Annotated in this window: 16 protein-coding genes and 2 other RNA genes; 4 read left to right on the forward strand and 14 right to left on the reverse strand. The window is 38.6% G+C overall.

Annotated elements, in window-relative coordinates; all coding sequences use genetic code 11:
• Positions 1–41: 41 nt before the first annotated feature.
• From QUG14_RS05360 to QUG14_RS05370, 3 genes are read right to left on the reverse strand one after another with little or no spacing between them, the layout of a single operon-like run.
• Positions 42–1151 carry a Ger(x)C family spore germination protein gene (locus QUG14_RS05360; RefSeq protein WP_289339490.1) on the reverse strand — a complete coding sequence of 370 codons (1110 nt, stop codon included), beginning with the start codon at positions 1149–1151 and terminating at the stop codon, positions 42–44.
• Positions 1148–2248, reverse strand: a complete 1101-nt coding sequence (locus QUG14_RS05365) for a GerAB/ArcD/ProY family transporter (protein ID WP_289339491.1) — start codon at positions 2246–2248, stop codon at positions 1148–1150. Before QUG14_RS05365 ends, QUG14_RS05360 begins: the two co-directional genes overlap by 4 nt.
• On the reverse strand, positions 2229–3773 hold the full coding sequence (locus QUG14_RS05370; protein WP_289339492.1) for a spore germination protein: 1545 nt from the start codon (positions 3771–3773) through the stop codon (positions 2229–2231). The genes QUG14_RS05365 and QUG14_RS05370 overlap by 20 nt, the downstream gene beginning before the upstream one ends.
• Positions 3774–4019: 246 nt before the next feature.
• On the opposite strand from QUG14_RS05370, the gene rnpB reads away from it, so the two are divergent.
• Together rnpB and ffs are read left to right on the forward strand one after the other, a co-directional pair.
• Positions 4020–4404, forward strand: an RNA gene (gene rnpB, locus QUG14_RS05375) — RNase P RNA component class B.
• A 56-nt stretch (positions 4405–4460) separates the two neighbouring features.
• Positions 4461–4726: signal recognition particle sRNA large type (ffs, locus tag QUG14_RS05380), an RNA gene on the forward strand.
• Positions 4727–4811: 85 nt separating this feature from the next.
• Here the strand turns inward: ffs and QUG14_RS05385 are convergent.
• The 6 genes from QUG14_RS05385 to QUG14_RS05410 all read right to left on the reverse strand — a co-directional run bounded on the left by QUG14_RS05385 (position 4812) and on the right by QUG14_RS05410 (position 11709).
• Complete coding sequence (locus QUG14_RS05385; protein WP_289339493.1) at positions 4812–6401, reverse strand: AMP-binding protein; 1590 nt, start codon at positions 6399–6401, stop codon at positions 4812–4814.
• Between the two features lie 99 nt (positions 6402–6500).
• Positions 6501–7280 (reverse strand): enoyl-CoA hydratase/isomerase family protein, encoded by a 780-nt coding sequence (locus QUG14_RS05390; protein ID WP_289339494.1) that lies wholly within the window; start codon positions 7278–7280, stop codon positions 6501–6503.
• Positions 7281–7329: 49 nt separating this feature from the next.
• Positions 7330–8508: a lipid-transfer protein gene (locus tag QUG14_RS05395; RefSeq protein ID WP_289339495.1), complete on the reverse strand. Its 1179-nt coding sequence runs from the start codon at positions 8506–8508 to the stop codon at positions 7330–7332.
• A gap of 39 nt (positions 8509–8547) precedes the next feature.
• Positions 8548–9318, reverse strand: a complete 771-nt coding sequence (locus tag QUG14_RS05400; protein WP_289339497.1) for a 3-hydroxyacyl-CoA dehydrogenase — start codon at positions 9316–9318, stop codon at positions 8548–8550.
• Positions 9315–10529 (reverse strand): CaiB/BaiF CoA transferase family protein, encoded by a 1215-nt coding sequence (locus tag QUG14_RS05405; protein WP_289339498.1) that lies wholly within the window; start codon positions 10527–10529, stop codon positions 9315–9317. Before QUG14_RS05405 ends, QUG14_RS05400 begins: the two co-directional genes overlap by 4 nt.
• A gap of 19 nt (positions 10530–10548) precedes the next feature.
• Positions 10549–11709, reverse strand: coding sequence for an acyl-CoA dehydrogenase family protein (locus QUG14_RS05410; RefSeq protein ID WP_289339499.1), 1161 nt, complete (start codon positions 11707–11709; stop codon positions 10549–10551).
• Positions 11710–11912: 203 nt separating this feature from the next.
• Here QUG14_RS05410 and QUG14_RS05415 point away from each other — a divergent pair, with 203 nt between their 5' ends.
• Positions 11913–13628 carry a sigma-54-dependent Fis family transcriptional regulator gene (locus tag QUG14_RS05415; protein WP_289339500.1) on the forward strand — a complete coding sequence of 572 codons (1716 nt, stop codon included), beginning with the start codon at positions 11913–11915 and terminating at the stop codon, positions 13626–13628.
• Between the two features lie 82 nt (positions 13629–13710).
• On the opposite strand, the gene QUG14_RS05420 is transcribed toward QUG14_RS05415, so the two are convergent.
• From QUG14_RS05420 to QUG14_RS05435, 4 genes are all read right to left on the reverse strand, one after another.
• Positions 13711–14499, reverse strand: a complete 789-nt coding sequence (locus tag QUG14_RS05420) for an enoyl-CoA hydratase/isomerase family protein (protein ID WP_289339501.1) — start codon at positions 14497–14499, stop codon at positions 13711–13713.
• 23 nt (positions 14500–14522) lie between these two features.
• Positions 14523–14945, reverse strand: a complete 423-nt coding sequence (locus QUG14_RS05425) for a MaoC family dehydratase (protein ID WP_289339502.1) — start codon at positions 14943–14945, stop codon at positions 14523–14525.
• Positions 14946–15110: 165 nt separating this feature from the next.
• Positions 15111–17420 carry an RNA polymerase recycling motor HelD gene (gene helD / locus QUG14_RS05430; RefSeq protein WP_289339503.1) on the reverse strand — a complete coding sequence of 770 codons (2310 nt, stop codon included), beginning with the start codon at positions 17418–17420 and terminating at the stop codon, positions 15111–15113.
• A gap of 131 nt (positions 17421–17551) precedes the next feature.
• Entirely contained in the window at positions 17552–17737 is a 186-nt protein-coding gene (locus QUG14_RS05435) for a hypothetical protein (RefSeq protein WP_289339504.1), read from the reverse strand.
• Between the two features lie 229 nt (positions 17738–17966).
• Between QUG14_RS05435 and QUG14_RS05440 the strand changes: the two genes are divergently transcribed.
• A complete protein-coding gene (locus tag QUG14_RS05440) occupies positions 17967–18782 on the forward strand; it encodes an EcsC family protein (RefSeq protein ID WP_289339506.1) in 816 nt (271 codons plus the stop codon).
• A 139-nt stretch (positions 18783–18921) separates the two neighbouring features.
• Here the strand turns inward: QUG14_RS05440 and QUG14_RS05445 are convergent, their stop codons facing one another.
• Positions 18922–19266 carry an avidin-fold protein gene (locus QUG14_RS05445; RefSeq protein ID WP_289339507.1) on the reverse strand — a complete coding sequence of 115 codons (345 nt, stop codon included), beginning with the start codon at positions 19264–19266 and terminating at the stop codon, positions 18922–18924.
• Positions 19267–19352 lie beyond the last annotated feature (86 nt).

Below are 19352 nucleotides of genomic sequence, written 5' to 3' on the forward strand. Positions count from 1 at the left end.
ACACGAAGCAACTTGGAGCTCGTGGTTTCTAACTTCAATTGTTACATGACAATTCCGTGTTTGATAATTTCAGCTTCGACAACTGTATTAAACTTAATATTCTTAAAATAATCCTTCTTATCTAGAACTTCCCAGGTTTTGGGGTGAAACGCGATCAGTCTCCTCCCAATTCCAAATGCGTCACAATTCGCCTGCTGTAATTTTGTAATAACCTGTTTCGCGTCTTCTGTAAGCTCTTTTGATAATAACTTATTTAGACGATCTATATCCTCTGGAACATCCCCCTTTGGGTACTCTTCAACGCTTATCTTTACATCTAAATTTATCGAAACAGATACCTCTCTATCTTTTACTTGAACCTTTAATTTTCTTTTCATATTTTGGACATTAAAGGAAATATAATTATTTAATTCGGCTTGCTCATCATTATTTACTTGTTTTGTAAATCGAGCGTTCTTTCCTTTTTTGTTATTCAATAAAAGCAGGAGGGTTGATTCTTGCGGCGGTAATTTTCCTGAATATTTTTTTTCATTCATTAGGGCTAGTCCTACAACCACTGCGCTTTTCTTATTATTCATTTTAAGGTGTGGAAGGACGATATCTTCTCCGGGATCAATCATTTCTGAAGCAAGCGTCTGGATCGTTTGATTCGGAATGATCGAGTTTTCTTCTGCGCTTATTAGAGCGTCTTGTATATATTCGCTTACGTTTGTCTCATGTTTTGGTTTAATACCAAGCAGATTAATTGCCTCACCTTCCACAATCCCTAGTGTAGCCCCCAGTGAATTTCGCGGATCTCTCCAAATGACATCTAATGAAGAATAAATACCGGTACCAGCAATACGTTCGCCGAACAGGATCAGTTTATTCTTAGATGTATCTAATATTCCAGATATTTCTCTGTCGATTTTCAGACGGCTATCCCTCGGTGTATGACCGCTAGCAGAAAATGTTTCGCTTTTCACCGAGGCTTGCGGACCCCCGGAGGACTCCTCAATTACGGGGATGGAAACCCCTAATAAAAGTTCCTCTTTCGGTGTTAAATCAAAACTTAAAATCTGCACCAATACCGCATTCTTCATCAGGTGCTGGTCCCAGCACCCAGTAAGTAATAAACATAGAACTGCCAAGATAGGCTGTTTTCCTTTCATGCCTTATTCACCGCTTCTTTTTTCGATAAAATAAACGAAAGAATTAATAGAATTACAGGTATAATGACAATAAAAATATAGTGCGTGGGCCCTAGAAACTGATTAAAATTTTCAAAGTCTTTTCCTTGATCAGGGATAAGAGCCAAAACCAAATAGATCCCGGCAACAACTGGAAGAAAGCGGGCATAGTGTTTTTTTCGAACAAGGCTGGCCAACCCCATTGACGATAATAATAACCAGTTTGCTATCGAAGTAGCAACGATGACCAGCCAGAGCGATAAGAAAAATAAATCCGTCCTTTCGAGAACCTGGAACGAATAAGCTTTAATCATATACAATAATGGCTCTGGAGTCAGTCCTATATCCACATTAGGTTCGAAATAGACAATACTTGCCATCACCATAAAGGTATAAAAGATTGTGACAAATATGTTTGCTGTAGTGATGGCGACGAGCTTGTCTTTTCCGGAAGATTGAACATATGGATGGATAAAGAGAAAAAGTTCAAAGCCCAACATCGAGAAGGCTGCTTCTTTTGAACCTTTCAATATCGTTGAAATGCTATGATCCCCTATTGGAAAGATATACAATAAGTTCGCATCTTTCATGGAATACGAAATCAACACTACTAATACAATCAGAATTGGCGATACCAGTACATAGAATCTTGCTATACTGGTTAAACCCTCACTGACGATGTAAATGCAGGTTAGTAGCATTAAAAGCATGGTGATCCAATTTGGGGTACTCGGCAAAATCCATTTATCGATAATGTCACTATATCTTGCTAGAACTAAGCTCCCTGTTACCATAAAATACAAAGCATAACAAAAAATAAATAATTTCCCGAAAGCTTTCCCTAGTAATTTCGGCAGGATTTGATACAGTGAAAGGTCAGGAAATCTTCTGCAGAGTCCCCAAATGACGAAAATAATCGCCTGTGAAAATACTCCTGCTATTATGGTAGAAATCCAGCCATCCTGTTTTGCTATTGATGCCACATCATGTGGCAACGATAATATTCCAACACCAATTTGAGCCTGGATAATCATGAATACTAGCTGTTTATTTGTGATTCTATTCGCGGTTGGTTTCATTAGTCTTCCACCCTCTTGGCAAAGATTGCTTTTTCAGAATTTTCGGCTTTGAATCGAGCGGACGTGTATTAAATTTCCATAGAGGTAAACGAATAAAAGTATCTTTTATATCTTTTAAACGAAATGGTGCCCAAGGTGCAAAATAGGGTGTACCAAATGATTCTAACCGGCATAAATGAGCTAAAGTAAACATAAATCCAAAAACAATCCCAACAAATCCAAAAGTTGAAGCAAGAATCATAAGGGGAAAACGCAAAAATCGAACGGCATCGCTCATTTCTGTGGCTGGGATGCTGTAGGCTGCAACGGCCGTAATCGCCACAACTACAATCATGGTATTCGAAATGAGTCCAGCACGGACAACCGCATCACCAATAACTAGCCCCCCGACAATACCAATAGTTGGGCCAATTCTTGCTGGAAGCCGTACACCAGCCTCACGAATCAGCTCAATGGTCAACTCCATGACAAGTGCTTCAATTAATGGGGGAAATGGAATATTTCTAATTGAACTTACAATAGGGAGAACTAAATCATCCGGCAATACTTCGAAATGAAAACCAATCACTGCAATGTAAATAGCAGGTAAATTAACCGCAATGGCAATGCTCATGAGTCTCATGGCACGGACAAACGTTCCAATCATCCAGCGTGAATTATAATCATCAGGTGAATGAAAGAATGCAAAGAACGTGACGGGTATAAGTAAACAAGTAGGACTCCCTTCCATAAAAACCGCAACTCGACCTTCATTCAGATGACCTAATACACGATCTACTCTCTCTGTACTTAAAATCTGTGGAAAAGGTGACCATGTGGAATCTTCTATTAATTCCTGAAGAAATCCAATGCTGGGTAAATGATCCATAGAAATATAATTGATCCTTCGTTTGAATTCATTTATTATTTCCTTATTTGCTAGGTCTTTCATATAAACCATGGCTAGCTTGGATTGAATTTGCACACCCACTGATAAGTGTTCCATGACTAAGTCTGAAGTTCTAATCGATTTCCTAATTAAATGGAGATTTGTCAAAAGGTTTTCGATAAAACCTTCATGAGATCCCTTTATCACTTGTTCATTATTAGGTTCCATGACTGCCCGATCATTGGAGATGGCAACTTCCAACATGTAAAATTCTTGGTCGCCATCAAAGATTATGATACAGGATCCATTTAAAAGTTCTTCTTGTGCTTTTTTTAAGTTATCTGATTTTAGAAATTTAACTTTCAATACATTTTCGATCTGGTCGCCATTTGCTTCTAGAAAAGGTTTTAGGATATTATCTTGAATTTTATCGGAATCTGTCATCGTATTTAAGAAGATTAGAATCCCCTGGTTATTTCTTATGTTTATTTCTTTCATGATTAAATCTTCTGAACCAGAAAAAGTATGCTTAAAAAAAGAAATATTTTCATCTATTGAAGTAAATACTCCTACAAACGGTTTAGACTTCTGTTCAAAAGGAATCTGTTTGGATTCATTTTTTATGAACTTTTTTAATACAAAGGAAATGAAATTCATTTTATGCTCCATTTGATCGTTTTTCCAATACTTTCCCCCAAATATGGTATAACTATGTCCATCTGCCTTATCATTTTTTAACTGCTATCCTAAAATGAACAATGAGAATGGCAATATTGTTTAAATAAAAAAGTACTGGCATTTAACTAAGTCCTAAATATTCCAACTCTGGGACACGCCTCCTAATGACCGCATTCTCTCTTTTGTGATATATTTATTTTCGTAGTCAAGAGAAACAAAACATGAAATGGTGAGTAATCGCGGCTCATGTTTACATGGGTTGAGGAAAGTCCAGGCTCGCCCGGTGCTGAGATGCCCGGAGTGTTCGTGCCATCTGCAAAGGTGGGCAGCAGACCTTGTACTGCTGACGGCGGGGAAATCTTGCTAAGTCCTTGATGGATATGCAGAGTGTACCCTGAAAGTGCCACAGTGACGAATTCTTCTGGAAACAGAAGAAATGGAACGGGTAAACCCCACGAGCGAGCAACCCAAACTATGGTAGGGGCACCATCCCACGGGAAATGAACCAAACGGATGGATCGGTCTTCGTGACCGATAGTTATATGATTACACCTGTTGTGCGAGATTGGCATCGTTTGAAGCACGCAGGAACAGAACCTGGCTTACAGCCATTTCATGCGCCGTCGCTACACCAAACAAACATAAGTAAAGTCTAGCCTATACATACCGTGCTAGACGGGGAGTTGGCGGTGCCCTGTTACCTGCAATCCGCCATAGCAGGGTTGAAATCCTTCCTTAGGTTTGAGCATGTAAGGTCTGCCTTGTAAAAATAGTGTTGAAAAGCTGGGTCCTACGCAATGGTACCTATGAATCTGGTCAGGTCCGGAAGGAAGCAGCCATAAGTAGCCACTACTATGTGCCGTGGGGTAACCTAGTTTGAGCTAATTTTTACAAGTAACGCTTGGTTGTTCCGATCAATGGCAGGTGCACGGTGTTAACTAAACGAATTTACTGAAATGAAAAATAGCAAAAAGTACCAGGCATCATCCAAATTGGATGGTGCCTGGTACTTTTCTTTTATATTTCTTGTAATAAGTTTTTGTATTCATCTTTCAAGGTTCTCTTTAATAATTTGCCAGCAGATGTAGTCGGCAGACTAGTTCTAAACACAATATACTTTGGAGTTTTAAAACCAGACAATTTTTTCTTGCAATAGTCAATGATTTCTTCTTTTGTAAGAGTGGATCCATCCTTTAATACGACCGCTGCCGTTACGGCTTCTCCCCAACGTGGATCAGGGACACCGAAAACAGCACATTGCAAAATTTCCGGATGAAGACTGAGGACGCTTTCAATTTCTTGACTAGAGACATTCTCCCCACCTGTTTTAACGATATCTTTTTTCCGATCGGCAAAATAATAGTTGCCTTCCTTGTCCCGAATAAGCACATCACCAGTATGATACCAGCCATTACGAAATGCCTTCATATTTGCTTCTTCATTATTATAATAACCCTTGACCACCACTGGACCTCGGGCAATTTGCTCACCCGGTTCACCATCAGGAACTTCGTTGCCTAAATCATCAACAAGTCTGATTTCACTGCCAGTATGCATCACTCTACCGACATATCTGCCATCACCATTTGGAACTTCTTCCCATGTTTTAAACCAGCTTCCGGTTAAAGGAGCGGCTGTTGTTTCACTCGAACCTTGTATGGTGAAAAAGTTCGCATTCGGTGAAAGTTGATTCCAACCCACAACCATATTTTTTGGAATCGTACTTGACCACGTGATCAATTTACGAAGCGAAGTGAGATCATGATCGTCAGCAACATTAAGAATGCCCAAGTATAAAGTTGGCGGTAAGGCCGTGAAACTCACTTTATGCTTGTCAATCAACATCGCCATTTGTGCTGGAATAGGTATTTCTGTCATGACAATGGTTAGCCCTACCATGTGGCTATTTAACATGAAAGTAAAGCCTGCCATATGAATTAATGGAAGAGATAGCAACAATTTATCCTCAGGTTGAAAAACTCCATTTGCCATATATGAATAATTGGTATGGAAAAAGTTACGATGGGTAATCATGACACCCTTTGGTAATGACTCTGTTCCGCTTGTGTAGAATAACGCAGCCACATCCTCATCATCAATTTCCGTTTCCAATTCATCGGCACTTCCATTTACAAATTGGCTGAAATCTTCCCAGCCGGTCGGCACTTCGTTTGTACGAAAAGCAATAAATTTTTCAATACTCTGTAATTCATTGGCAATAGACTGAACACCTTCCATATTCAAACCGTCTACAAAAAACATCTTTGCTTTCGAAAAATGTATTAATTGGCTAATCTCATGGGGTTTTAACATAAAATTCAAGGGGGTAATCCAAGCACCAATTTTTAAAAGAGCATAAGACAAAATAACTATTTCAGGACTATTCCGTCCAATGACAGCAATTCTATCTCCCTTTTCTATCCCCATTTGAACAAATGAATGTACGGTTTGATTCACCTTTTCGTTCAATTCTTTATAGGTGTAAGAAATTCGCTTTCCCTCTGCACTATAATAGAGCAAGGCTTGTTTTGTAGGGAACCGATAACTTGCCCTTTTTAACCCATCTCCAATAATCCCTCTCGTTTTTAGATTGTTGAACATCCCCATCATATCCTCCCTTAATTGGTTTAGAGAAGCTCGTCTTTCTTAATGATTACTATTTTACTAAATTTTCGCTACTGATGTGCCTATACTTTAGAATCCTTCCTAATATCCCAGAAATCTAGCTTCTCGTTTTTCAGCAAATGCCTTTCTTCCTTCTGAAAAATCACGGGTTTGGAAAATGAGTGATTGTCCATACGCTTCCAGTTCTAAGATTTCTTCTAAGGACAAATGTGCAGATTGGTGCATAATTCGCTTCGCCACTCCTAGTGCCTTTGTCGGTCCATTTGCTAATTGTTGTGCGAGTTCTCTTCCCTTTTCAATTCCCTGACCATTTGCTACAACTTCATTAATTAAACCGTAGTCTAATGCGGTCTGGGCATTAATTTTCTTACCGGTAAAAATTAATTCCGCTGCTTTATGCATTCCAATCTTTTGGGGCAGGAAGTATAACCCTCCTAAATCTGGAATTGCCCCCACTTTGGCAAATATTTCAGAGAACACAGCACCTTCTTCTGCAACGATTAAATCACAGGCAAAAGCTAAGTTGCATCCCGCCCCAACTGCTGGTCCGTGCACAGCTGCTATCACGGGTTTTTCCATATTATAAAGGTCAATGATCGCTTCATGGCCTTTTTGCAAAAACTCTCTAACTTCATTCGGATTTGAGGGGTCTATCCCGAAATCCTTCAAGTCCCCACCTGCGCAAAATCCTCTTCCATTCCCATAGAGTAAACATGCGCGAACAGCTGGATTCTGCTTTGCCTCTCTCACCGCTTCTGTTAATTCTAAAAATAACTCTTGATTTAATGCATTAAGGTAATTGGGACGATTAAGTTCAATCTCATATACCCCTTCGTTAAGGGTTGTGTTGACAACACTCACTCTATTTTCACTCCTTCCTTTACAGCATTCAATCACTATCAAAATTCACTTACACTTTTTGATATAAAGTTACGACGCACGCACCACCAAGCCCTAAATTATGCTGTAGGGCTGTCCTCGCTCCTTCTACTTGCCGCTTACCCGCGGTCCCGCGTAAATGCCAAACCAACTCCGTACATTGTGCCAAACCTGTTGCACCAAGCGGGTGCCCTTTTGACATTAACCCGCCAGATGGGTTGATGACGTATTTGCCACCATAGGTATTCTCTTGATCATTGATGAATTTTTCTGCTTCCCCTTCACCACAAAGGGCTAATGCTTCATAGGTAATAACCTCATTAGGAGTAAAGCAATCGTGTAGTTCGATTACATCTACATCCTCAGGTCCTATGCCAGCTTTGTCATAAACCAGCCCTGCTGCACGAGCCGTCATGCCTCTGCCGACTAAATGAAGATTGTCCTCATAGCTATCAGGTGTATCTGTTGTCATCGATTGTGCGATAATTTTGACAGGATGATTAATAGAATGTTTCTTGGCAAAACCATCGCTACAAACGATAACCGCTGCTGCTCCACATGTCGGCGGGCAAGCCATAAATCGAGTCAGTCCAGGATAAATTACAGGTGAATTCATGATCTCCTCTAATTGAAGCTCTTTTGTAAACAAAGAATATGGATTATTAACGGCGTGTTTTCTTGATTTCACCGCTACTTTCCCAAAGATATCCGGATTGGCACCATATTTTTCAAGATACTCTATTCCTGCTGCACCAAAAACTTTTAATGCGACAGGACCATCAGGTAATTCACTGTTCAATTCGTTGAAACGATTGTAAATCCATTGGAATGGTGATGTACGATCGGTCCAATTATCCCCAAGCGCCCCTGGTTTCATTTCTTCAAATCCAAAAGCCAGCACACAGTCGGCGGAACCAGATTCCACTGCTTGTCGTGCCATGTAAAGAGCTGTTGAACCTGAAGAGCAATTATTATTCACATTAATAATCGGAATGCCCGTCATTCCTACTTGATATAAAGCTGTTTGACCACATGTGCTATCCCCATAAACATAGCTTGCATAGGCTTGCTCAACATCCGCTAAATCAATTCCTGCATCCATCAAGGCACCTGTGATCGCCTTTGAGGCCATAACCTCATAGGGCTCGTTTCTGCCTGGCTTTTCAAACTTCACCATACTGACCCCGATAACATTTGCTTGCCTCGTCACAACACTTACCTCCTTTATAACTTCATAGATTGCTAGATTTTATCTAGGAGACATACGAATCCCGCCATCTAAACGAATCACTTCTCCGTTTAAATATTCATGCTCCATTATAAAAGTCGCTAACTCTGCAAATTCCGATGGACGCCCTAATCGTTTTGGAAACTCTACGCTATTCGCTAACTTTTCTATCACATTTTCAGGTAATGTATCGGCCATAGGTGTCATAAATAAGCCTGGTGCAATCGTGTTCACACGAATTCCTAAACCTGATAAATCTCGAGAAACCGGAAGCGTCATTCCAGCGACGCCAGCTTTACTTGCACCATATGCTGCCTGCCCCATTTGACCATCAAAGGCTGCCACTGAAGCGGTATTGATGATGACACCTCTTTCTCCAGAATCCGTGAGTGGTTCATTATTTTTCATTTCATTCGCGGCTAGTCTTAATACATTAAAGGTACCAATTAAGTTAATTCCTATGACCTTATTAAAATCCTCAAGCGGTAAAACACCCTTTTTGCCAATCGTTTTCCCAGGTGTACCAACACCAGCACAGTTTACACAGATATGAATTGCTCCAAAAGCTTCAATGGTTTGGTTGATTCCTTTTTGAACGGATTCTTCATCGGCCACATTCACTAATGCATACTGCACTTTCTCACCTAATTGTTCGACGGCTTCCTTCGCTTTTGTTTCATTTAAATCAAAGATGACAACCTTAGCACCCTTCTCTACTAATCTTGTAACTGTCGCTAATCCCAATCCTGACGCTCCCCCTGTTACCACTGCTACTTTATCTTGTAAATTCATCTTCTAACATCTCCTCTACTTTTTAGTTGTTTTCCAAAAACTCCTTTATCAGCCAATGTTTCAATTGTATGTGAATCAAAGCCAGCCTCTTTTAAAATTTCCTCCGAATGCGATCCAGTCTCTACGCCTGTAAAATGATACTCTGCAGGCTGTGTAGAAAACTTAATCGGAAAGGCAATCTGCTTTTGAGTACCCCCTTGTAACTTTGGTACTGCAACTACCAAGTTTCTTTCCTGTATTTGCGGATGATTTACCGCTTCTGAAAATTTCAATACAGGTTCCACACAGCCATCAAAATCATCACCAAGAATGGTCAGCCATTCCTCAAATGATTTCTGTTTAATGGCTGCTGCTAAAATTCTTTTAAATGCTTTTTGTTCGTCAGGTTTCTGACTGCTGCTCAGTTTTACTAGATTACTATCCCCAATTAATTGACATAATCTAGTTTGAAATTGCGGTTCGAGACTGCCAACGGATAAATATCGATGATCCAGAGTTTCATAGTAATCATAAAAGGATCCTCCATTTAACATCTCTGATTCCGGTTCAGGTTCTTTTCCTCCGGCTAAATATCCGGCACCATACATCGCATTTAAGGAAAATACTGCATCCGTCATGCTGATATCAATGTCCTGGCCCTCGCCTGTTTTTTCCCGGTGATAAACCGCGGCCAATAATCCAATTACGGACTGCAGAGAGCCTCCTGCCAGATCGGCAACTTGAATTCCCGCTGGAACAGGTGCCTGATTTTTCCTAGAAGAGTAGCTTGCTGCACCCGCTATGGCTAAATAGTTGATATCATGCCCGGCCCGATTCCGCAGAGGTCCAGTTTGCCCATACCCAGTAATGGAGCAATAAATAACTCTTGGATTGACTTCCTTCAACTTTTCATAACCAATCCCCAATTTATCCATGACGCCGGGGCGAAATTGCTCGACGACAATGTCATAATCCTGTATTAATTGATAGATGATTTCTCTTGCTTCACTTTGCTTTAAGTCTAGGGCCAATGATCGCTTCGAGCGTTGCAGTTGTCCAAACAACGCCGATACCCCTCCATCCATTGGAGGTAGGTGTTTTGCTAAATCCACACGATCAGGTGATTCTACTTTAATCACGTCCGCTCCCATATCTGCCAGCATCATGGTAGCAAAAGGGCCAGGCAAGAGCGTAGTGAAATCCAAGACTTTTAAGCCGTTTAAAATCCCCACATCGTTTCCTCCTCTCCTCCTACTTCCCTAATACATCCTTGCTAATAATTTCTTTCATAATTTCAGATGTGCCGCCGTAAATACGTTGAACCCTTGCATCTGTATAGGCTCTTGATATCGGATATTCCTCCATATACCCATATCCGCCGAAAAGTTGTAGGCAACCATCAACAATCCGTCCTTGAGCTTCTGTTGTCGATAATTTCGCAATGCTGGCATCAGCCGTTGACAGTTGATTTCTTTCTAACTGCGCTAGACATTGATTCACATAGGCACGGTTCACTTTTGCTTCCGTTGTCATTTCAGCAATTTTATGACGGATAACCTGCAGCTGGCTGAGAGGTTTTCCAAAGGCTTCGCGTTCATGTAAGTATTTAACCGTAATCTCTAAAGCCCCTTCCATTGCTCCACATGCTCCAACCGCTAGAATCGACCTCTCTCTTGGCAATTCACGCATTAATGTAATAAATCCTTGATCAAGTTGACCTAATATTTGGCTCGAATCCGCATTAACACCTTCTAGGAATAATTCAGAAGTATCAGCTGAATGGAGTCCTATTTTCTTTAGTTTTTTTCCTTTCGTTAAACCGTTACTGTCACCTTCAATAATAAAGAGTGTTGTACCTTTTGCCGCAGGAACTGCTTGATTTGTTTTAGCCACCACAATGACAAAATCAAAATTCTGCCCATTAGAGATAAATGTTTTCGAGCCATTTATCACGTATTTTCCCGTTGAAGTATTTTTGATTGCAGTGGTTCTTATACCCTGAAGGTCGCTTCCAGCACCAGGCTCTGTCATCGCAATAGCACCCACAAAGTCCCCAGAAGCCATTTTCGGTAAATAACGAATCTTTTGTTCTTCTGAGCCCGCGTTAAGAATATAATGGGCGACGATATTGGAATGAACAGCTAAGTTTCCCGAAATAGAGCTATAACCAAGCCTGCTAAATTCATCGACAATACTAGCTGCAAACTGTAAAGGTGCTCCTAAACCGCCATATTGCTCAGGAATATCCACACAAAGCAGGCCAGCATCCCCTAGCTTTTTCCATAGTTCTCTTGGTATAATTCCATCCTGCTCCCATTTGGAATATTTGTCTTCTATTTCTTTTTTCGCAAAAGCTTCAATCGTTTTTCTGAATAAGGTGATTTCTTCTTCAATCGCAAGTGATTGGTTCATATACTCTCCTCACTTTCCAGATTTTATATTTATATCTATTGCAAGTTCTGTGCCATTTTTTGATTATGAGTAAAGAGGGATTTTACCGCTCAATGTGTAAAGGAATGTTAACAGAAAATTGTTAATTGCAAATCAATTAACACAAAATTATTAACGCTTACAGTTTCTTCTGCTATAATGACACTGAAAAGGAGTTGATCTAATTGTTCGTTTCCGATCTCATGACAACAAATTTTGTCTGTTGCACTAAAGATCAAACGTTACGTGAATTACTTCCTATGTTTACTAAAACATCCTCCAATATCCTTCCGGTGGTGGATCATTTCAATAAATTGATTGGAGTTATTACAAAGAATAAGGTTTTTCAATTTTTAACTACTCAACCAGCCTATGATACAACCATAGACCAATTCTACATCCCAGATCCCATCTTCCTTCGCCCTTCCGAGACAATCGATGATACAAGAAGACTGCTTTTGAAGCATAATATCGGACATGCACCCGTTGTTGACGAGAACAATATTCCCATTGGAGTGATTTCAACAGAACAATTACTGTCTTCCTATAGTTTTGTTTATAGCCAATTAACATCTGTTCTCGAAATTGCCTATGATGCAATTATTCTTGTAAATAAAAAAGCAGAGATTACCATGGTTAACCGTGGATTCACCGATTTATTCGGATTAACGAGCAAGGATGTATTAAATAAATCTACTAGTGTATTATTTCCTGAACTAGAAATAGAAAATGTCATTTCCAGCGGGATAAGCATCCACAATACCCCGCAAATTATTGCCGGACAGCAATCTCTTATTTCCATCCTTCCAATTAAGGAAAATGGCGAAACCATCAGTGCCATATGTAAAGTGACGTACCGGGGGTTAACGCATCTACACGAAGCTTTAACAAAAGTGAAAAAGCTGGAAAAACAATTATTTGATTATCAAAAAGAGATCAATGAAATGAAAGGAACAAAGTATACGTTATTTGATATTGCCGGTGAATCAGAAGCCATCCGGAAAGTAAAACACGAAGCGACCTTAGCCTCAAAGAGCATGTCTACCGTTTTAATCATTGGCGAAAGCGGAACCGGGAAAGAATTATTTGCGCAAGGAATCCATGCCACTTCCGCACAAAGCGGGCCATTTGTTCAAGTAAATTGTGCCGCTATTCCACCTGAATTATTGGAATCCGAATTTTTTGGATATGCAGAAGGCGCCTTTACAGGTGCCAAGAAAGGCGGTATGAAAGGCAAATTTGAACTTGCACAAAACGGAACCATTTTCTTGGATGAAATCGGTGATATGTCTCTTCCATTACAAACGAAAATTTTACGGGTGTTGCAAGAAAAAGAATTTCAGCCAATCGGCAGCTCTAAAACCATTCATTTAAATACAAAAATCATTGCGGCCACAAATCAGAATATCGAACAATTGGTGGCCGAAGGAAAGTTTAGAGAAGATTTATACTATCGCTTAAATATTTTGCGATTAAATATTCCACCTCTACGAGATAGACTAGAAGATTTACCAGACATTATTCAAGCCATTATCTATCGTTTGAATCGAAGCGGCTTTTATATAAAAGGTGTTACACATTCTGCTTTGACCAAACTAATGAAACATTCTTGGCCAGGAAATGTTCGTGAACTCCAAAATATACTTGAAAGAGCAGCCAATCTAAAAACGGGAGATTATATTGATGGTGACGATATACCAAACTTCGTCCAACATCATGTAGAAAAAACAGATGCAAAACCGGCTCCTTCCACCTTTAAAGATCGCTTGGACTTTACAGAGAAAGATTTGATTCTTTCTGCCCTAAAAGAAGCAAAAGGAAATAAGTCAAAAGCCAGTGAAATTCTTGGTATCAGTCGTCCTTGGCTTTATGCAAAATTGAAAAAATACCAATTGAACTAAATCCGATAATTAGCTTCTAAGTAATATACCAAATAGATACAAAGTGAGGTTGGGCAAAAATGGCTCTACCTCACTGTATTGTTTAATAACCCTTAAAATTTGGTATCCTTTTCTCTGCAAACGCTGCTAGTCCTTCTTGAAAATCATATGACCGGGTATGATTCTTTAGTGCCAATAATTCTTGTCTTAATGCAATATCAAGCGGCTGCTCTTGACCGTCTCTAGCAAGCCTTTTCATTTCTCTTAATACAAGCGGGCTCTTAGCAGAAATTTTATCTGCTATTTCCTGTACTGCTCTTTCTAGTTCTTCTGCTGGGACCACTTCATTTACCAATCCATATTCTTTCATTTTCTGGCCTGTTATAAATTCTCCGGTAAATAACAAATACTTTGCGTGGTTCATTCCTATTTTCCGTGGCAGTCTTACAGCCCCGCCTCCACCAGGAAGAACGCCAAAATTTGCATGGCCATCTCCAATCTTTGCTTTTTCAGATGCAATAACAATGTCTGCGGTCATTGCTATTTCTAAGCCACCTGCTGCCGTAATCCCATTTAGTGCCGCTATTACAGGTTTGGATAAATTGTTTAGAATTTCAAATATTCCCCCTGCTATATCTAACAAGCCCTTCTGCCCATTTGGCTTTTTTTCTAAATCAGCTAGCAATTCTTTTAAATCAGCTCCGGCACAAAACGCTTTCCCTTTTCCAGATAAGACAATAACTCGAACGGAATCATCTTGTTCCACCTCCTGAAGAATCTCTACCAGTTCTGTTAATAAGGTTTTGGAAATGGAATTCATCTCTTCAGGTCGATTCAAATAAATCCACGCTGTTTGATTTTTTCTTTCATGAATAATTGTTTGATAAGCCATATAAATCCTCACCCTTCGTGCTATTATTTTGATACAAGTGCAGATATTTCTGCCTTTAATACCTGAACACCATCATTTTTAAAAGTTGAAAGTAGCAAAGTAACTTCCCCAGACTCTTTTCGTTCTTCCAATTCTATTACTTCAGTAGTGACATAAAGGACATCATCAGGAAACACAGGTTTAGTAAATTTAAGATTATTGACCCCTGTTCCAGCGATGACATCATCACCCAATATCCCTGTTTCGACCCATAATTTAAATGAGAGACTTAGAGTATGTAACCCTGAAGCGATAATTCCTCTAAATCTGCTCTCCTTCGCTTTTTCCTCATCAATATGCATATACTGCGGATCAAATTGGGAAGCAAATGCAATAATTTCTTCCTTGCTTACTTTATAGGACATTGTCTCAAACCTCTGCCCGATGGATAACTCAGCAAATTTCATATCCTCACCTCATACTTTTACAATTGCAACTTTCGTGCCAACTTCAATTTTCCTACTCTATCAATCATTTCCTTTACACAAAATAAAAACCTGTAAAGCATTCTTAACAATTTCTGTTTAGAATGCTTTACAGGTTGTAAATATTATATGAATATCGGATTTATTTCATTTCGTATCAAAATGGTTAGCTGCAGCTCTATCTAATAATAGGTTTGAAGGTTCGCTCCCATATACATACAATCTATGCATCGGCCTCGTCATCGCCACATACAACAATTTAATATCTAATTCTTCTTCGCTAAACACTTCCTCCAAGGAGAGGACCAGTACAGCATCAAATTCTAATCCTTTTGAAAGGTAGGAAGGTAAAATTACAACGCTTCCCTTTTTCATATCTTCTTTTTCTTCTAGTAATTGGATTGGAAGATTGCTATTTTCTAGCATTTTATGTATTCGCATACACTCGCTGTCGGTTCTTCCAATGATCGCAATTGAATTCAGATCTTCCTCTTTCAGTAATTGAACATCGCGTTCAATTATCTCTCTAATCTGCGAAAGATTGGCTGGATCAATTTTTGTAAAACGTGGTTTGTCTCCATGTCGAATGACTGGCTCAACTGTCGGCAAATCTTTCTTCATAATCGAAAGAATGTCATTTGCTAACTTCATAATCTCGACAGTCGTACGATAACTTTTTTGTAAAGAATGATAATTTGCATTTGGAAAAACTTCCTTTACTAACGGCTCCCAGCTATTTAATCCTCTATAAGAATGAATCCCTTGGGCCAAATCGCCAACAATCGTAAACAAATCTGTTTCAAAGCCTTCCTTTAATGCTGCAAATTGAAAATAGCTATAATCTTGAGCCTCATCAATGAAAACACTCTTCATTTTATATTTTTCATCGATTCCTTCAAGTTTCGCCTTCATATAAAATAAAGGAGCTAAATCCTCTAGTTCTAACGCTTTTTTAGCAAAAATCCTTTGGCTGTATTGACTCAGTTTCTTGCACTCTCTTTCTGAAAGAGTACTTGAATACTTTTGTAAAAGTTCAGCGGATGTCATTAGTTCCTTATATAAGGTAAAAATATCCTTTCTTACAAAAGGATCCAAATAATTCTTAACTGCAACCTTCGATTCTTGCTCCACCGTACTAATTCTTTTTGCTTTTGTATCCATCAGGTAGACTACTTTTTCTTTTCTTTTTTCTGAATCCAGTTTGCTGGTGTATAGTGCTTTATCTAAGGCATCGTCATATTTTGTTTTAATTTTAGACAGCATAATCGACTTTTTTAATCTTACATCATTGGCTAATAAATTTTTTATTTTATCCAATCTACGATAAATCGGTAAGTAGTGAAATTCTTGTAAAAATAGTTTTTTAATTTTTTCCCCTCTCATTAGGAGTGATTTTTCGATGATAAAATCCTCTGAAGGTGCTAAATTGAGTTCAATTTCTTTCAAATAGTTATCAATTAATTCTTTAAACGCCAGTGAGCCTTTATATCCAGACACCCAATGCAGCCATTTTGATTTCGCTTCACCTTTCAGAAGTGTCATTAATTTTGAGTTAGGAGATAATAGTTTCATTTTCTTCTCTAAACTTTTTCTCATAAAATCAATATAGGTGGTTTGTTTAATCTTATTGACCCCTAAATCTGGCAGAACGGCGGAAATATAATCAATGAACAATCGGTTTGGTGCGAGAATCATTAATTTTTCTGGAGGAAATCGATACCCAGATGAGTAGAGAAAGTAGGATATTCTATGGAGGGCAATGGTTGTTTTTCCACTGCCAGCAGCCCCTTGAACGATGATGGGGTGTTTAAGAGATGCTCGGATTACTTCATTTTGTTCATTTTGAATAGTGGCAACAATTTCTGTTAAACGATTGTCAGCCTTACCTGATAAAGATTTCTGCAGTAGTTCATCATGAGTGGTTAAATCGATATCTCTGATTTCTTTCAGTAAACCTTCTTCTATTTCATACTGCCTTTTAAGAGATAAATAGCCGCTTTGCGTTTCTCCATAAGCGTCATACGTGACATCCCCCAGTCGGCCATCGTAGTAAACATTTGCAATCGGTGACCGCCAATCGACAATGATCGGTATCTGGTTCACACGATCAAACAGCGATGCTTTCCCAATATATAAAATCTCTTCATTGGTATCACCGCTGCTCGTAAAATTAATTCTTGAAAAGTACGGTTTGCCAATCACGCTTTCTAATCTTTCCAATTCACTCTTTGCCAGTTCTAAATACTGAGCATTAGTCAAAAGAGTCATATAGCTTAAACTGCTATCTGAAGTATCAAGTTCGGCAAAAGCTTCCTTCAGATTTTCAACAAATTGTTCTTTATTCCCCTTTGACATTTCCAAAACACTTTTTATGTATTCCTTGGTAAACTCTAAGCGCTCAATTTCTAATTGATAATCCTTGTGCTCACGAACTGATTTTTGTTTTTTTGAACTCATTCTCTTAAACCGTCACCTCTCCATTTGGAAATTCAAACAGCACAAAAAGAAACATCTACAAACCTTTTGTAGATGCTTTTTTTAACAGTGGAGATATATTTTACCATTTGGAAAGTGAAAATACAATATTTTTATCCTTGAAAATATAGTAAAGCTATTAGGAAAATGATTAGTCCTATTAAAAGAATCGGACCCACACCTGTACTATATACAATGTATATTTTAATATGAAGAATCGCATGAACAATCAGGATGACTAGTATGCATATGAGTACTAAAATGGCTATTTGTACATTTCGATTACGATACCGATTCAACGAATTTGCTCCCTTCTAGAACACTATAGGGGCACAGAGTGTACCAGTTAACTTTCTACTTTATATAAATATTTTCGTTTAGCTTGAAATATTCCTTTCAGAAAGTGTTCGTATCCTATTCAAGAATTGCTGTTTAAAAAATTGGTACATATTAATATTGAAACTTGTTAGTTGTTTTTTACGTATATACTTACAAACCTATTTAATTGATGAAAATGGAGTGAATGTTTTGATAGATGTAGAATCAACGGATTATCTAAAGGAAGAATTGAGAAAGATCGAAACATGGGAAAATGAACAAAAGGATTTATGGTTCTGGGAAAAGATTGGCCGTTTACCCTTCATGCTGCTTGATAAGCTGACGCCTAAATTTATTCAAGATAAAATCGGTTTAGCGATCGATGAATTAGGAAACTACATCCAGACTGGCGGCCAATATTTAATTAAAGAAGAAAATATACTGAAGAAGATTGCACCCCATACTCCATCCAATGAACTTCATGTTGGATTACTTGAACAAGTTCCCATTAGCCAAATGGATAAGATTGCCGATGAGATTGCAAATTCTAGAACGAAAATAGCAACCGTTCAAGGTGCAACCACTGGAATTGGCGGGATTTTTACCCTTGCCGTTGATATCCCTGTTCTTTTAGGATTATCACTTAAAGTCTTACAGGAGATTTCCTTATGTTATGGGTATGATCCGAAAGAAAAATCCGAAAGAATTTTCATTGTAAAATGTTTGCAATTTACTTCCTCCGATATTGTTGGGAAAAAAGCAATTTTAGACGATCTTTCTTCCTTTCATCAAGGCAGTCAAAATCAACAAATGATCTCCCAATTGCAGGGGTGGCGTGAAGTTGTAACCACTTATCGCGATTCATTTGGCTGGAAAAAACTCTTTCAAATGATCCCGATTGCAGGAATGATATTCGGCGCGTTTATTAATCGCTCGTCCATTAGTGATGTTGCTGAAGCAGGAAAAATGTTATTCCGAAAACGGAGAATTATGGAACGGCTAACTCAAATTGAACAGGGTAATTAAATCTTTTAATAAAACTGTTTTGCTTTTAAAAAGTGCCAAGCACCTTCCAACATATCGGACAGTACCTGGCACTCAAATTTTAAGCAAGTAATATTTCTTTTTTTCACACACTGGCTAAAAAATGAATAATTTATTCATTTCACCTAAACACTTCTTCAATAATTGAGCTTCCCTCTGTAGTTTCCGCATCAAGCCATTGCCAATTTTCATATAGTCTAATTCGTCCGTCAGGCAAGATTTTGGGAGTAGAAACACATTTGCCTCCTCTAATTTCAGATTTGGAATTCACGTGATTGTATCTGAATTCTAAGGAACCATCTTTCCTCACAATTCCAATTAATGTCCCTTGTACGATATCTCCACCACCATAAGTTGCCGAGATAATGTTTCCTTCCTGTTTGTATTCAAAGAAAGTTTGTGAAGAAACTTCTCCATTTTCTGTATTCTCAATTGAAACAAAATGACGCCCATTATAATTTATCATTACATACTCCTTCCCTTGCCTTCTAAATTAAATTAATCATATCATTGAATTCCTCGGCTTGCCTGCATCAACACCTAAAAATATAG

Origin of the sequence: Neobacillus sp. CF12 (genome assembly GCF_030348765.1) — a bacterium.
Classification (GTDB): Bacteria; Bacillota; Bacilli; order Bacillales; family Cytobacillaceae; genus Neobacillus.